Raw genomic sequence first — 14,893 nt, 5'->3', positions numbered from 1 at the left:
TCGCTTCGCACTTTTCCTGGAATTGCTTGTGTTCAGAAAGTCATGTGTTTCAGAAAGTCATGGTCCGGCGGGCCACCAGGATTTTTTGAAGGACGGCACAGTCGATCTCCGCCGGCACCGGGCGTTCGCCAGTGACCAGCGGCAGGAATTCCGTGTCGGAAATGTCGAGGAGCCTCTCATATTGGTCGATTTCCTCGGCGGTCAAGGTGCCGATCTCGGCATCTGCGAAGGTGCCCAGGATGAGGTCCATCTCGCGCATGCCGCGATGCCAGGAGCGGAACAACAGCTTGCGGCGATGGGCGTCCAGACCCTCGCTTGATCGTTTCGTTCCGGTCATTGTGCCGCATCCTCGCTTCAAGCGGCGCATATAGCGTGGATAGTGGGCGGTGTCAGCCTTGCGCTGCTGCCGTCGCGACATAAGCTGACATCATGCGTCCTTCCATACTCGATCCCCTGTTTGTCCCGATCACTTCGCTTGCCGGCGTGGGACCGAAGGTCGCTGCGCTGATCGAGAAGGTCGTTGCGGCCGATCTCGGCGATCGCGCCGCACGCGCCGGCGATCTCTTGTTCGTGCTGCCGCACACCGTCATCGACCGCCGCAACCGGCCGGGCATCGCACTCGCGGCCGAAGGCGCCATCGTGACGCTTGAGCTGCGCATAGACCGCCACCAGCCGCCGCCGCGCGGCAACAAATCGGTGCCCTACCGAGTCTACGCCCATGATGATACCGGCGAAATCGGCCTGACCTTCTTCCATGCCCATGCCGCCTATCTCGAAAAGGCAATGCCTGTGGGCGAGCATGTCGTGGTGTCAGGCCGCATGGAATGGTTCAACGGACGCCCGACCATGGTCCACCCCGACCATATCGCACTCGCCGATGAAGCCGAGAACCTGCCGCTGGTCGAACCGGTCTATCCGCTGACCGCGGGGCTCTCCGGCAAGGTTTTGCGCCGTGCGATCGGCCAGGCGCTCGGCCGCCTGCCGGAACTGCCGGAATGGCAGGACGGTGCCTTCATGCGCCGCCAGAGCTTTGCGTCCTTCGGCGACGCGCTGACCCGCATCCATTATCCCGCCGACCCGATCGATGTCGCGGTTGAAGGGGCTGCATGGCGCCGCCTCGCCTATGATGAATTGCTCGCCGGCCAGGTTTCGCTGGCCCTGGTGCGGGCAAAGGTGCGACGCCTGTCAGGCCGACCGCTCGTTGGCGATGGCCGCATCGTCGAGAAACTGCGTGCGGCCCTGCCCTATTCGCTTACCCCCTCGCAGGAATTCGCGCTCGCCGAAATCAACGCCGATCTCGCTGACCCCGAGCGCATGCTGCGGCTGCTGCAAGGCGATGTCGGCTCGGGCAAGACGGTGGTGGCTCTCTTGGCCATGGCACGCGCCGTCGAGGCCGGCGGCCAGACGGCGCTGATGGCGCCGACCGAAATCCTGGCGCGCCAGCATCTGGCGACGATCGCCCCGCTTGCCGCCAAGGTCGGATTGCGCATCGCCATCCTGACCGGCCGTGAAAAGGGCCGCGAGCGAGCCGAAACGCTGGCGGGTCTTGCCAGCGGCGAAATCGACATCGTCGTCGGCACCCATGCGCTGTTTCAGGAAACGGTCAGCTTCCACGATCTGGTCCTGGCCGTCATCGACGAGCAGCATCGCTTCGGCGTCCACCAGCGGCTTGCCATCACCGCCAAGGGCGACGCGCCAGACATGCTGGTGATGACCGCGACCCCTATCCCGCGCACGCTGGTGCTGACCGCCTTCGGCGACATGGATGTGTCGAAGCTGACGGAAAAACCAGCCGGCCGCCAGCCGATCCGCACCGTCACGCTGCCGCTCGAACGGCTCGACGAACTGGTCGGCCGTATGCTCGATGCCGTCGCGGATGGCCAGAAGATCTATTGGATCTGTCCGCTGGTGGAGGAATCCGAAGAGATAAAACTAATGTCGGCCGAGGATCGTTTCGCCTCGCTGAAGCCGCTGTTTGGCGACCGCATCGGCCTTGTCCATGGCCGCATGAAGGGTCCCGAGAAGGACGAGGCGATGCGCGCCTTCAAGCAGGGTGAGACGCGCATCCTGATCGCCACCACGGTCATCGAGGTCGGCGTCGACGTGCCTGACGCCACGATCATGGTCATCGAGCATGCCGAGCGATTTGGGCTTGCGCAATTGCACCAGCTGCGCGGCCGGGTCGGGCGCGGCGATATCAAGTCATCCTGCGTACTGCTCTACAAGGACCCGCTTGGCGAAACCGCCAAACGCCGGCTGTCGGTGATGCGTGAGACCGAGGACGGCTTCCTGATCGCCGAGGAGGACCTGAAATTGCGCGGCGAAGGCGAATTGCTCGGCACGCGTCAGTCCGGCACGCCGGGTTTCCAGGTGGCGCGGATCGAGGCGCATGCCGACCTTCTCGAAGCCGCGCGAGACGATGCCAGGCTGATCCTGTCGCGCGACCCGGAACTGCAATCGGATCGTGGCGAGGCGCTGCGGCTCCTGCTCTACTTGTTTGGCCGCGACGAGGCCGTGCGGCTCCTGCGCGCCGGATGAGGGCCTAGCGGCGGATTGGCCAGGGTTCCGTTGATCGGCTCACCGTTCAGCGTCACCAATTTCGTCTTTACCTCAGGGGCCACCAACCCGGCCGACACAATCAGCTTGGCGCCGTCCTCGATCGTCATGTCGAGCGGCACGATGTCGGATTTGGGCACATACATCAGGAAACCGGTCGTCGGGTTCGGCGTGCACGGCATGAACACGGCGATCAGCGGATCGCCTTCCTGGTCAAGCTTCTGATTGATCTCGGTTTCCTTCTCGCTGGCGACAAACACCAGCGACCACACACCCTTGCGTGGATATTCGACCAGCCCAACCTGGCGGAACATGTCGCCCTTGTTCGACAGCACGGTCTCGAAAATCTGCTTCAGCGAGCCATAGATGCCGCGCACCAGCGGCATGCGGCCAAGCAGGCGCTCGCCAAAACCGACGATGGCGCGGCCGACAATGTTGGCGGCGAGAAAACCGATCAGCGTGATCAGGATCAGCGCCACGATCAGTCCGAACCCCGGAACCGGGAACGGCAGGTAGGTATCGGGGCTGTAACGCGCCGGAATATAGGGTTTGACCCAGGAATCGACCCAGCCGATGAACGACCATGCGATATAGGCGGTGATCGCCAGTGGGGCGCAGACGACGAAGCCCGTGAGGAAATAGTTCCTCAGCCGGGTCATGCCGGAGGTCTTCGGAGCATCGGACATGGTTCACCGGGCGCGGGTTGCAGCGCAACATTAGTGAACCGGAAGGCCGTTTGGAACTGCGAAGTTTTTAAAGGCGCCCGTTTAAGAGTGCCTATTCCACCGTCACCGATTTCGCCAGATTGCGCGGCTGGTCGACGTCGGTGCCCATGAACACGGCGGCGAAATAGGCGAGCATCTGGATCGGCAGCGCATAAACGATAGGCGAGATGATTTCCGGCACATCCGGAAGCACGATCGTCTCCATCGTCGTCACGCTCACCTGTGCCGCGCCCTTGCTGTCCGTGATCAGGATGATCTTGCCGCCGCGCGCCGCCACTTCCTGCATGTTGGACACGGTCTTTTCGAAGATGCGGTCATGCGGCGCAATCACGATCACCGGCATGTTCTCGTCGATCAGCGCGATCGGCCCGTGCTTCAACTCACCAGCCGCATAGCCTTCGGCGTGGATGTAGGAGATTTCCTTGAGCTTCAGCGCGCCTTCCATGGCCAGCGGGAAATTGGTGTCACGGCCGAGATAGAGCACGTCCTTGTAGCGCGACAGCTCCCGCGCGATCCGTTCGATCTGCTCTTCGAGCTTCAGCACCTGGTTGGCGTAGCGCGGTGCTTCCGAAAGCGCTCGCACCAGCATCTTCTCTTGCTCCGTCGAGATCGCCCCGCGCGCCACGCCGGCGCGTACGGCAAGCGACGCGAGCACGGACAATTGACAGGTGAAAGCCTTGGTCGAAGCGACGCCGATCTCCGGCCCCGCGAGCGTCGGCAGCACCACGTCGGATTCGCGCGCCATGGTCGATTCCCGCACATTGACGACGGCGCCGATCTTCATCCCGGCCTTGCGGCAATAGCGCAGCGAGGCCAGCGTATCGGCGGTCTCGCCGGACTGCGAGATGAAGAAGGCGGCATCGTTCGCCGACAGAGGCATCTCGCGGTAACGGAATTCCGATGCGACGTCGATATCGACCGGGAGTCGCGCATAGCGCTCGAACCAGTATTTGCCGATCAGGCCGGCGAGATAGGCAGTGCCACAGGCGGAGATGGCCAGGCGGCCGATCTTGGCGAAATCGAATGGCAGGTCGAGCGGCTTGGAGGCCCCGGAGACGAAATCGACATAGTGGGCCAGCGTGTGCGAGATCACCTCGGGCTGTTCATGGATTTCCTTCTCCATGAAATGGCGGCGATTGCCCTTGTCGACCATGAAGCTGGTCGACAGCGACTGCTGGCGCCTGCGGTCGACTTGCTTGCCGTCGATGTCGAAGATGGCGACGCTATCGCGACGCACCACGGCCCAGTCGCCATCCTCAAGATAGGTGATCGAGTTGGTGAACGGAGCGAGCGCGATCGCGTCGGACCCCAAAAACATCTCGCCATCGCCATGGCCGACCGCCAGTGGCGGGCCGTTGCGGGCGCCGACGATCAGGTCCTCGTCGCCTTTGAACATGATGGCCAACGCAAAAGCGCCTTCCAATCGCTTCAGCGCCTTGTGCGCCGCCTCGACGGGCTTAAGCCCCTTGGCCATCTCCCGCGCCACCAGATGCGCGACGACCTCAGTGTCGGTCTGCGACGAGAAGGAATAGCCGTCGTGGATCAACTCGTCGCGCAATTCGGCAAAATTCTCGATGATGCCGTTGTGGACGATCGCGACGCCATCCGAAAAATGCGGATGCGCATTGTTCTCGTTGGGAACGCCATGGGTTGCCCAGCGCGTATGGCCGATACCGATGGTGCCGTCGAGCGGCTCGTCCTTGAGCCGACGTTCGAGGTTAACCAGCTTGCCTTCGGCGCGGCGGCGGCCGAGCACGCCCTTTTCGATGGTGGCGACGCCTGCCGAGTCATAGCCGCGATATTCGAGCCGCTTCAGCGCGTCGACGATGAGCGGCGCAACCTGGGAGTGGCCGACGATTCCAACGATACCGCACATGCAGACAGTCCCCGATTGCCCATGGAAAACCAGCGCTATTTAGGGGTGGCCGGCCTGCCGCGAAAGTCACATTGCATTTCGTCCCGTGTAACGGACGGTTGCGCATGCATGCACCATGACAGCCCGCCCTTGCAATCCGATTACTGCAATCGTTCGGTTTTTCGATTGCTTCGGTAAGAAAGCAGACCCGTCGACCAATCGCTAATGGTCGGCGCCAGCCGCCTTTTTCTTCGCTGCCGCGGCGGAAGCAAACCGTTCGCGCAATTCCTTGGCCTTGCCGGGGATCGTCTTCTGGCGGGCGCGGCCAAAGGCCAGCGCGTCGTCGGGCACGCTTTCGGTGATGACGCTGCCCGAAGCGATATAGCCGCCCTTGCCGATGGTGACCGGGGCCACAAGCGAGGAATTCGAGCCGATGAAGGCGCCCTCGCCGATGTCGGTGAAGAATTTCGAATAGCCGTCATAGTTGCAGGTGATGGTGCCAGCGCCGATATTGGCGCCAGCGCCGACCCGGGCATCGCCGATATAGGTCAAATGGTTGACCTTGGCGCCCTCCTCGATAACGGCCTGCTTGACCTCGCAGAAATTGCCGACCTTGGACTTCTGCTTGAGATCGGCGCCCGGCCGCAGCCGTGCGAACGGCCCGACATCGCAATTGGAAGCAATGGTGGCGCCCTCGATATGGCTGAAGGCGTGGATCTTGGCGCCCGAGGCAACCGTCACACCCGGTCCGAACCAGACATTGGGTTCGACGATCGTGTCGGCGCCGATTTTGGTGTCATGCGAGAAATACACGGTTTCCGGGGCAATCAGCGTCACGCCCGAAAGCATCGCCTCATGGCGCCGACGCGCCTGCCAGATGGCTTCGGCTTGCGCCAGTTCGGCGCGGTTGTTGATACCCAGCGCACTTTCGAAGCTGGCTTCGGTGGCAACGACGTCAAGGCCCTGTGCACTGGCGATCTCGACGATATCGGTCAGATAATACTCGCCCTTGGCATTCTTGTTGCCGACGGCGTCAAGCAGCTTCAGAGCATGCGCGCCGGCCACCGCCATCATGCCGGCATTGCAGAAGCCGATCTTCTTCTCCTCTTCGGAGCAATCCTTTTCCTCGCGGATCGCTATCAGCTTGCCTCCCTTTTCGATCAGCCGGCCATAGCCGGTCGGGCTGGGCGGTCGGAAACCGATGACCACGACAGCGGCACCTTCAGCCAGTTTCAGCCGCGCCACCGTCAGGGCATCCGCATCGATCAGCGGCGTATCACCGAACATGACGAGGACATCGTCATAACCCTTTGATATCGCTTCGCGAGCGGCGAGGACGGCATGCGCCGTGCCAAGGCGTTTGTCCTGGACGAAGGTCTCCGCCTTCGGTGCAAATTTCGCCGCCGCCTTGCGCATCTCATCCGCGCCATGTCCGATGACCAGCGCCTGGCCGCCGACGCCAGCGGCCTCGGCCGCCTTCACCACATGAGCCACCATAGGTAGGCTCGCGATCTGGTGCAGCACCTTCGGCAGCGCGCTCTTCATGCGCGTGCCTTCGCCGGCGGCGAGAATGACGGACAGGCAGGTTCTCTGGCTCATGGAAAAGCAACCATATGAAAAGGGTTGGGAATCAACACAGGATAGCAGCGGCGCCATGCTGCACCAATGCGGTTAAATTCCGGTGAGATGCAGCATGGAAGAGCAACTGACTTTTAATCAGTAGGCTTACCCCAGCCGCCCCAGCAGCGGAAAATTCTCCAGCAGCCAATAAGACACCGCCTGCACGCCGCCGGTCAGGAAAAACACGCCGGCGACCACCAGCAGTGCGCCGATCGCCTTTTCGACGCGGCCGAGATGGACGCGGAATTTGCCGAGGAAGCGCATGAAGGCGCCAGAGAACAGCGCGGCGATCAGGAACGGGATGCCGAGGCCGAGCGAATAGGCGGCGAGCAGCAGCGCGCCCTCGCCCACGGTTTCACGGCCACCGGCCAGCGTCAGGATCGGTCCCAGCACCGGGCCGATGCAGGGCGTCCAGCCGAAGGCGAAGGCTAGGCCCATGACATAGGCGGCGACGGCGCTGGCGGGCTTGCCCTGCGACTGGAAGCGCGCCTCGCGCGACAACAAGGGGATGCGCAGGATGCCCAGAAAATTCAGGCCCATCAGGATGATCAGCACCCCGGCGCCCATTGCCAGCGGCTCCTGCCAGACGCGCAGCAGCCGGCCGATGGTCGAGGCGCCGGCGCCGAGCGCGACGAACACTGTCGAAAAGCCGAGCACGAAGGCGATCGAGGAGTAGAGCAGCGCGCCGCGTGCGCCCTGGCTTGCCGTCGCGCCCGCATTGCCGCGGAAATCGTCGACCGATACGCCGGCCATGTAGCAGAGATAGGGCGGCACCAGCGGCAGCACGCATGGCGACAGGAACGAGATGGCCCCCGCCCCGACCGCGCTGACATAGCCGATGTCCAATGCCATTCCAAAGCTCCGACTGTTGGCGTTCGATATAGCGACGCACCGACCTGTGCGCCAATCACCAATGTGTGGCAACCGGTCGCTGTTCGGCAATCGCACTGGCCTCGAATCCAGCTGCACCACCTATCCAAGTACGACCGAACCGAGAGAATTGTTACGGGCAACTAGGCCCGCCAGCTGCCGATGTCCTCAAGCCTTTCGGGAAGAAAACCCGACCGGCAGGCGTTGACACAACGAGGCCGCGATTTCCCGCGCACCTCCACATATTAGCCAGGGAGATTTCCATGAAGACCATAACTGTAGGGCTAGCCGCGCTTTTGCTCAGCACCGTCGCATCCCTCGCCGCCAATGCGTGGAAGGAAGCCGATGTCGGAGGCACCAAGATCTACACCAACGCCAAGGGCATGACGCTTTATACCTACGACAAGGATGAGAAGGGCAAGTCGAACTGCGACGACAAATGCGCCGCCAACTGGCCACCGTTGAAGGCCGAAGCCGGCGCAAAGGCCTCCGAAGGATGGACGATCGTCAAGCGCACCGACGGCACCAAGATGTGGGCCTATGACGGCAAGCCGGTCTACACCTTCATCAAGGACAAGAAACCCGGAGATGTGAGCGGCGATGGCGTCGCTGGCGTCTGGCACATCGCCAAGGCCGACTGAACCCGCTCCCGCTTGCTGGCGGGACATCTGCTGGTCGCCGTGCATCCCTCCATGGGGCGGGCGGCCAGCTTCCTTGTTGCTGCTCATGCAGCGTGACAGGTGGCCAAGATGTGAAAGACAGCGCCATTCCTCGACTCGCCGCGAAGGAAGCACTCGATTTCGCCGACTTCCAGCCCTCATCCCGCTGACCGAAATTCTGTGATTTCTCCATACACTCTAAGAGTGTATTGCTGGCGGCCACTCCGCAATTTGGCCCCTTCCCCTTGACCGGATGCAAAAGCGCGGCCATGTGAGCGACGAACAGAACCGAGATTTCGTCGCGCGCAGCGGAATTCTTCTGCCGCATCACAGCTGATATGAGACCTCATGGACGTCGTCGTCGTCGAATCGCCGGCCAAGGCGAAGACAATCAACAAATACCTCGGCAGGAACTACAAGGTTCTGGCCTCGTTCGGGCACGTCCGCGATTTGCCGGCCAAGGATGGCTCGGTGCGCCCGGATGAGGATTTCGCCATGTCCTGGGCGGTCGACACCGCCTCGGGCAAGCGCCTTACCGACATCGCCAATGCGGTCAAGGATGCCGACGGCCTGATCCTCGCCACCGACCCGGATCGCGAAGGTGAGGCCATCTCCTGGCATGTACTGGAGGTGCTGAAGCAGAAGCGCGCGCTGAAGGACAAGCCCGTCAGCCGCGTCGTCTTCAACGCCATTACCAAGTCGTCGGTGCTGGAGGCGATGGCCAATCCGCGCCAGATCGATGCGCCTCTCGTCGATGCTTATCTCGCCCGCCGCGCGCTGGACTATCTCGTCGGCTTCACGCTGTCGCCGGTGCTGTGGCGCAAATTGCCGGGCGCCCGCTCCGCCGGCCGCGTCCAGTCGGTGGCGCTGCGCCTGGTCTGCGACCGCGAATCCGAAATCGAACGCTTCATCCGCGAGGAATATTGGCAGATCGCTGCCATCCTCGGCACACCGCGCAACGAGACCTTCGAAGCCCGCCTGACCGCATTCGAGCGCAAGAAGCTGCAAAAGCTCGACATTGCCAACAAGGCCCAGGCCGACGACATCAAGGCGATGCTCGAGGGTGCGACCTTCAAGGCGCTGTCCGTCGAAGCCAAGCCGACGAAGCGCAACCCCGGGCCGCCCTTCACCACCTCGACGCTGCAACAGGCCGCCTCGTCGGGCCTCGGCTTCTCGGCCACGCGCACCATGCAGGTGGCGCAGCGGCTCTATGAAGGCATGGACATTGGCGGCGAGACCGCTGGCCTCATCACCTATATGCGAACCGACGGCGTGCAGATGGCCCCCGAGGCGATCGACGCCGCTCGCGACGCCATCGCCAAGGAATTCGGCCCGAAATACCTGCCGGAAAAGCCGCGCCAATACACCGCCAAGGCGAAGAACGCCCAGGAAGCGCACGAAGCGATCCGGCCGACGGATTTCATGCGCACCCCGGCGTCGGTCAGGCAATATCTCGATGCCGACCAGATGCGGCTCTATGAGCTGATCTGGAAGCGCGCCATCGCTAGCCAGATGCAGCCGGCCGAGATCGAGCGCACCACCGTCGAAATCGAGGCGCTGAACGGCGCCCGCACCGCCGAGCTTCGCGCCGTTGGCTCGGTCATCCGCTTCGATGGCTTCATCGCCGCTTACACGGACCAGAAGGACGACGACGCGGAAGACGAGGAAAACCGCCGTCTGCCCGAAATCCGGGCCGGCGAGCAGCTTGCCCGCCGCGCAATCAATGCCACCCAGCACACCACCGAGCCGCCGCCGCGCTACTCCGAGGCGTCGCTGATCAAGAAGCTGGAAGAACTCGGCATCGGCCGTCCCTCTACCTACACGGCGATCCTGAAGACGCTCGAGGACCGTGACTATGTCACGATCGACAAGCGCCGGCTGGTGCCACAGGCAAAGGGCCGCCTGCTGTCGGCCTTCCTCGAAAGCTTCTTCGAGCGCTATGTCGAGTACGACTTCACCGCGTCGCTGGAGGAAAAGCTCGACGAGATTTCCGATGGCAAGCTCGCCTGGAAGGACGTGCTGCGCGACTTCTGGAAGGATTTTTCCGGAGCCGTCGCCGACATCAAGGAACTGCGCGTCACCGACGTGCTCGATGCGCTGAACGAGGAATTGGCGCCGCTGGTTTTCCCCGCCCGCGAGGACGGCTCCAATCCGCGTATCTGCCCCAAATGCGGCACCGGCAATCTGTCGCTGAAGCTCGGCAAGTTCGGCGCTTTCGTCGGCTGCTCGAACTATCCCGAATGCTCCTTCACCCGCCAGCTCGGCGACGCCGCCAATCCCAATGGGGAGAACGGCGGTGGCGAGGATGGCACCAAGCTGCTTGGCAAGGATCCTTACACGGCCGAGGAAATCACGCTGCGCTCGGGCCGCTTCGGCCCCTACATCCAGCGCGGCGACGGCAAGGAAGCCAAGCGATCGAGCCTGCCAAAGGGCTGGACGCCTGAATCCATCGATCACGAGAAGGCGCTCGCCTTGTTGGCGCTGCCGCGCGACGTGGGCAAACATCCCGAAAGCGGCAAGATGATCTCTGCCGGTCTCGGCCGCTACGGTCCATTCGTGCTGCACGATGGTACCTACGCCAATCTCGACAGCATCGAGGACGTGTTCTCGATCGGCCTCAACCGCGCCGTCACGGTGATTGCCGAGAAGCAGTCGAAGGGCAAGGGCGGCCGCAATGGCGGCACGCCGGCAGCCCTGAAGGAGCTTGGGGACCATCCGGATGGCGGCGGCAAGATCGTCGTGCGCGACGGCAAATACGGCCCTTATGTCAATTTTGGCAAGGTCAACGCCACGCTGCCCAAAGGCAAGGATCCGCAATCGGTGACCGTCGAGGATGCGCTAGCGCTGATTGCCGAGAAGGAAGCCAAGGGAGGCGGTGGCAAGAAGCCGTTCCGCAAGGCGGCCACGGCAAAGGCCCCACAGCCAAGAAAACCACAACCAAGAAGGCAGCCGCCAAGAAGCCGGCCGCGAAGAAAAAAGGATAGGGCGGCGTGGCGCGCAGGATCACCGGAAGAAGCCACGGCGATCCGCGCACCGCCGACACCAGGGCCAAGGTCAAGGACGACTACCGGCCCTCGCGCGATGAAATCCTGCGCTACATCGCCGAAAACCCCGATCGTGCCGGAAAGCGCGATATCGCCAAGGCGTTCGCGCTGCGCGGCGACGACCGCATCTGGCTGAAGGATCTGCTGCGCGACCTGCAGGACGAAGGCGTTCTGACCAAGGAGCGCAAGCGGCTGGCCCGCGTCGGCGCCCTGCCCCATGTCGCCGTGCTCGACATCTTTGGCCGCGACGGCGACGGCATCTTGCTGGCGCATCCGGCCGAGGCCGTCGGCCCGGGCGAACCTCCAGTGGTCTCGATCCGTGTTTCGCGCGGGGGGAACGGACCGGCGCCGGGCATCGGCGACCGTGTGCTGGCCAAGACCTTCCCGACCGACGATCCGTCAGGGCCTGCCTATACCGGCCGGGTGATGAAGATCTTCGAGAAGCGTACGGATGCCGTCCTCGGTGTCTTTCGCGTGCTTCAGGACGGCAGCTTCCGCATCGAGCCGGTGGAACGGCGCCAGCCCGAACTGATCGTCGACAAGGAGTTCCAGAACGGCGCCAAAAACGGCGATCTTGTCGAGGTCGAGCCCGCGCGAGCCTCGCGTTATGGGCTGCCGAGAGCCAAGGTGCTCAACGTGCTGGGTTCGCTGACCAGCGAAAAGGCGGTCTCGATGATCGCCATCCACGCGCACGACATTCCGCACATTTTCCCGGCCGACGTGACAGCCGAATCCGAGGCGGTGAAGCCGGCGACGCTTGCCCACCGCGAGGACTGGCGCGACCTGCCCCTGGTGACCATCGATCCGGCTGATGCCAAGGACCATGACGACGCCGTCTTCGCCACCCCCGACCTCGACGAGAAAAATCTCGGCGGCTTTATCGCCACCGTCGCGATCGCCGATGTCGCCGCCTATGTCCGCTACGGCACGGCCCTCGACCGCGAGGCCCTGAAGCGTGGCAATTCGGTTTATTTCCCGGATCGCGTCGTGCCGATGCTGCCCGAGCGCATCTCCAACGATCTCTGCTCGCTGCGCGAGGGCCAGGATCGCCCGGCGCTGGCGGTGCGCATGACCTTCTCCGCCGATGGCCGCAAGATCAGGCATTCCTTCCACCGCGTCATGATGAAGTCGGCTGCCAAGCTCGCCTACAGCCAAGCCCAGGCGGCGATCGACGGCATGCCGGACGACAAGACCGGCCCGATCCTCGACACCGTGCTGAGGCCGCTGTGGGACGCCTACGCTATCCTCAAGCGCGGCCGCGACAGCCGCCAGCCGCTCGAACTCGACCTGCCGGAGCGCAAGATCCTGCTCAAACCGGATGGCACGGTCGACCGCGTCATCGTGCCGGAGCGGCTCGACGCCCACAAGCTGATCGAAGAGTTCATGATCCAGGCCAATGTCGCCGCGGCCGAAACGCTGGAGGGCAAAAAGCAGGCGCTGGTCTACCGCATTCACGATGCGCCGTCGCTCGCCAAGCAGGAATCGCTGCGCGAATTCCTGCAGACGCTTAGCCTGTCGCTGGCACGCGGCGCCCAGATGCGGCCCAGCCAGTTCAACGGCATTCTGGACCGCGTACGCGGCGCCGACAATGAGGCGCTGGTCAACGAAGTGGTGCTGCGCTCGCAGAGCCAGGCCGAATATTCACCCAAGAACATCGGCCATTTCGGCCTCAACCTCAGGCGCTACGCGCATTTCACCTCGCCGATCCGCCGCTACGCGGACCTGATCGTCCATCGTGGGCTTATTGCCGCACTCGGTCTTGGCCCCGGAGGACTGACGCAAGACGAGGAGACGCGCCTCGAAGACGTCGCGGTGCTGATCTCCGGCACGGAACGGCGCGCAATGGCTGCCGAGCGCGACACGGTCGACCGGCTGATCTCAGCCTATCTTGCAGAGCGCATCGACGACCGCTTCGATGCCCGCATCTCCGGCGTCACCAAATCAGGACTTTTTGTCCAATTGCCGCAGTATGGCGCCGATGGTTTCATCCCGGTGTCAACTCTGGGCGGCGATTACTATATATACGACGAAACGGCTCGCTCGCTGTTCGGAGAACGCTCGGGCACAGGCTACCAACTGGCGGACCGCGTCGAGGTCCGGCTCGTCGAGGTGGCGCCGATGGCCGGAGCGATGCGCTTCGAGATGTTGACCGACCCAAAGCCCCTGCCAGGCTCCAGCAGGTCGTTTCATAAGGCTAAGGGCCGCGCCCGTGCGTCGCAATCGCGACCGGGGTCGCGCGGCAGGAGACGATGATGGAACAACAGGTTTTTGGTGGCGAACATCACTCGGGCCGGACTGCCCGGCCATTGTGGACGGCGATGAAGCGCGGCCTTTTGGGCCGCTGCCCGAATTGCGGCGAAGGCAAGCTCTTCCGCGGCTTCACCAAGACCGTCGAAACCTGCAGCGTCTGCGGCGAGGAGATTCATCATCATCGCGCCGACGATTTGCCCGCCTATCTCGTCATCGTCATCGTCGGCCACATCGTGCTCGGCGCCTTCATGGGTGTCGAGGCGACCTCGACGCTCTCCACCTGGCAACACATCCTCATCTGGGTGCCCTTGACCATACTTCTGTCGATCGCGTTGCTGCAGCCTGTCAAAGGCGCCGTCATCGGATTGCAATGGGCGTTCTATATGCACGGATTTGGTGGCGAAAAGGATGTGATCGAGCCGCATCCCGGGGCCTGAGGTGTTGGCTGGCGCAACATGCCAATCGTTAAGGCCACTTTCGCATGCAAGAAGTTTCCGCTAGGTCCCGCGCATGGAAGCAATGACCAAGGCGGATGCCGACAAGCTCGACAAGGGTCTTGCCATGCATGGCGGCCGGCCTCTGCGTCCGCGTGACGCCGCGACGCTCATCCTGCTCGACCGCAAAGGAGACGACGTCCTGGTGCTGATGGGACGCCGCCACGCCGCGCACGCCTTCATGCCAGGGAAATTCGTTTTCCCGGGCGGCCGTACCGACCCTGCCGACAGCCGCATCCCGACGGCGACCGCCCTTAACCAGCACGAAGAAGCCAAGCTGACGGCCGGCCCCGGCCGCACCAGCCGCGCTCGAGCCCGTGCCATCGCTTTGTCGGCGGTCCGCGAGACCTATGAGGAAGCCGGCCTGCTGATCGGCCGCAAGGGCGCCTTTGCGACGACCAGGCGCGACTGGCAGGGTTTCGTCGAACATGGCGTGGCACCATCGCTGGAGGCGTTGCGCTTCGTCGCGCGCGCCATCACGCCGCCGAACCGGGTGCGCCGATTCGACACCCGCTTCTTCAGCGCCTGGCGTGGCGACGTCGCCATCGAATTGCCCGATGGCGGCCCGACCAACGAACTGGAGGAACTGGTCTGGCTGCCGCTCGCAAAGGCCAAGCAGGCCGACATACCCGACATCACCCGAATGATCCTGAACGAGCTGGAAAGGCGGCTCGCCCACGATCCGCTGCTGCGTCCGGGTGGCCCCGTCCCCTTCTACCGGCTTGTCCGCAACCGCTTCACCCGCGAACTTCTTTAGAGCAATTCCAGGAAAGTGTGGCCCGGTTTTCCCGGGACAAGCGCGTAGCACTTGCCCTTGGGA

10 protein-coding genes and 1 pseudogene are annotated in these 14,893 nt (G+C 63.4%); 6 read left to right on the top strand and 5 right to left on the bottom strand.

Features of this window, described 5'->3' with window-relative positions; translation table 11 throughout:
- Positions 1–49: 49 nt before the first annotated feature.
- Positions 50–337: a succinate dehydrogenase assembly factor 2 gene (locus tag EJ077_RS14190; protein WP_208702677.1), complete on the bottom strand. Its 288-nt coding sequence runs from the start codon at positions 335–337 to the stop codon at positions 50–52.
- Positions 338–429: 92 nt separating this feature from the next.
- Here EJ077_RS14190 and recG point away from each other — a divergent pair, with 92 nt between their 5' ends.
- Complete coding sequence (gene recG / locus EJ077_RS14185; protein ID WP_208702676.1) at positions 430–2,538, top strand: ATP-dependent DNA helicase RecG; 2,109 nt, start codon at positions 430–432, stop codon at positions 2,536–2,538.
- Here the strand turns inward: recG and EJ077_RS14180 are convergent.
- From EJ077_RS14180 to EJ077_RS14165, 4 genes are all read right to left on the bottom strand, one after another.
- On the bottom strand, positions 2,490–3,242 hold the full coding sequence (locus EJ077_RS14180; protein ID WP_135880484.1) for a DUF502 domain-containing protein: 753 nt from the start codon (positions 3,240–3,242) through the stop codon (positions 2,490–2,492). The genes recG and EJ077_RS14180 overlap by 49 nt on opposite strands.
- Before the next feature lie 91 nt (positions 3,243–3,333).
- Positions 3,334–5,157, bottom strand: coding sequence for a glutamine--fructose-6-phosphate transaminase (isomerizing) (gene glmS / locus EJ077_RS14175; RefSeq protein ID WP_208702675.1), 1,824 nt, complete (start codon positions 5,155–5,157; stop codon positions 3,334–3,336).
- Between the two features lie 201 nt (positions 5,158–5,358).
- On the bottom strand, positions 5,359–6,735 hold the full coding sequence (gene glmU, locus EJ077_RS14170; protein ID WP_208702674.1) for a bifunctional UDP-N-acetylglucosamine diphosphorylase/glucosamine-1-phosphate N-acetyltransferase GlmU: 1,377 nt from the start codon (positions 6,733–6,735) through the stop codon (positions 5,359–5,361).
- A gap of 126 nt (positions 6,736–6,861) precedes the next feature.
- Positions 6,862–7,608 (bottom strand): cytochrome c biogenesis CcdA family protein, encoded by a 747-nt coding sequence (locus EJ077_RS14165; protein WP_208702673.1) that lies wholly within the window; start codon positions 7,606–7,608, stop codon positions 6,862–6,864.
- Positions 7,609–7,889: 281 nt separating this feature from the next.
- Between EJ077_RS14165 and EJ077_RS14160 the strand changes: the two genes are divergently transcribed.
- The 5 genes and pseudogenes from EJ077_RS14160 (at position 7,890) to EJ077_RS14140 (ending at position 14,830) form a co-directional block, all read left to right on the top strand.
- A complete protein-coding gene (locus tag EJ077_RS14160; protein WP_208702672.1) occupies positions 7,890–8,267 on the top strand; it encodes a hypothetical protein in 378 nt (125 codons plus the stop codon).
- Positions 8,268–8,633: 366 nt separating this feature from the next.
- Positions 8,634–11,269 (top strand): annotated as a pseudogene (gene topA, locus EJ077_RS14155) (type I DNA topoisomerase).
- A gap of 6 nt (positions 11,270–11,275) precedes the next feature.
- Positions 11,276–13,582 (top strand): ribonuclease R, encoded by a 2,307-nt coding sequence (gene rnr, locus EJ077_RS14150; RefSeq protein ID WP_208702671.1) that lies wholly within the window; start codon positions 11,276–11,278, stop codon positions 13,580–13,582.
- A complete protein-coding gene (locus EJ077_RS14145; protein ID WP_208702670.1) occupies positions 13,582–14,016 on the top strand; it encodes a DUF983 domain-containing protein in 435 nt (144 codons plus the stop codon). The genes rnr and EJ077_RS14145 overlap by 1 nt, the downstream gene beginning before the upstream one ends.
- 73 nt (positions 14,017–14,089) lie before the next feature.
- Positions 14,090–14,830, top strand: coding sequence for an NUDIX hydrolase (locus EJ077_RS14140; RefSeq protein ID WP_208702669.1), 741 nt, complete (start codon positions 14,090–14,092; stop codon positions 14,828–14,830).
- The last annotated feature ends 63 nt before the right edge of the window (positions 14,831–14,893 follow it).

Origin of the sequence: Mesorhizobium sp. M8A.F.Ca.ET.057.01.1.1, from assembly GCF_003952565.1 — a bacterium.
Lineage (GTDB): Bacteria > Pseudomonadota > Alphaproteobacteria > Rhizobiales > Rhizobiaceae > Mesorhizobium.
The sequence above is the reverse complement of the archived record's forward strand: the minus strand, read 5'-3'. Positions and strand labels throughout refer to the sequence as shown.

Coding starts and splice junctions, on each gene's coding strand:
- EJ077_RS14160 (WP_208702672.1), top strand. CDS start 7,890: ATGAAGACCATAACTGTAGGGCTAGCCGCGCTTTTGCTCAGCACCGTC.
- EJ077_RS14190 (WP_208702677.1), bottom strand. CDS start 337: ATGACCGGAACGAAACGATCAAGCGAGGGTCTGGACGCCCATCGCCGC.
- EJ077_RS14165 (WP_208702673.1), bottom strand. CDS start 7,608: ATGGCATTGGACATCGGCTATGTCAGCGCGGTCGGGGCGGGGGCCATC.
- EJ077_RS14180 (WP_135880484.1), bottom strand. CDS start 3,242: ATGTCCGATGCTCCGAAGACCTCCGGCATGACCCGGCTGAGGAACTAT.
- glmU (WP_208702674.1), bottom strand. CDS start 6,735: ATGAGCCAGAGAACCTGCCTGTCCGTCATTCTCGCCGCCGGCGAAGGC.
- EJ077_RS14145 (WP_208702670.1), top strand. CDS start 13,582: ATGGAACAACAGGTTTTTGGTGGCGAACATCACTCGGGCCGGACTGCC.
- EJ077_RS14140 (WP_208702669.1), top strand. CDS start 14,090: ATGGAAGCAATGACCAAGGCGGATGCCGACAAGCTCGACAAGGGTCTT.
- recG (WP_208702676.1), top strand. CDS start 430: ATGCGTCCTTCCATACTCGATCCCCTGTTTGTCCCGATCACTTCGCTT.
- glmS (WP_208702675.1), bottom strand. CDS start 5,157: ATGTGCGGTATCGTTGGAATCGTCGGCCACTCCCAGGTTGCGCCGCTC.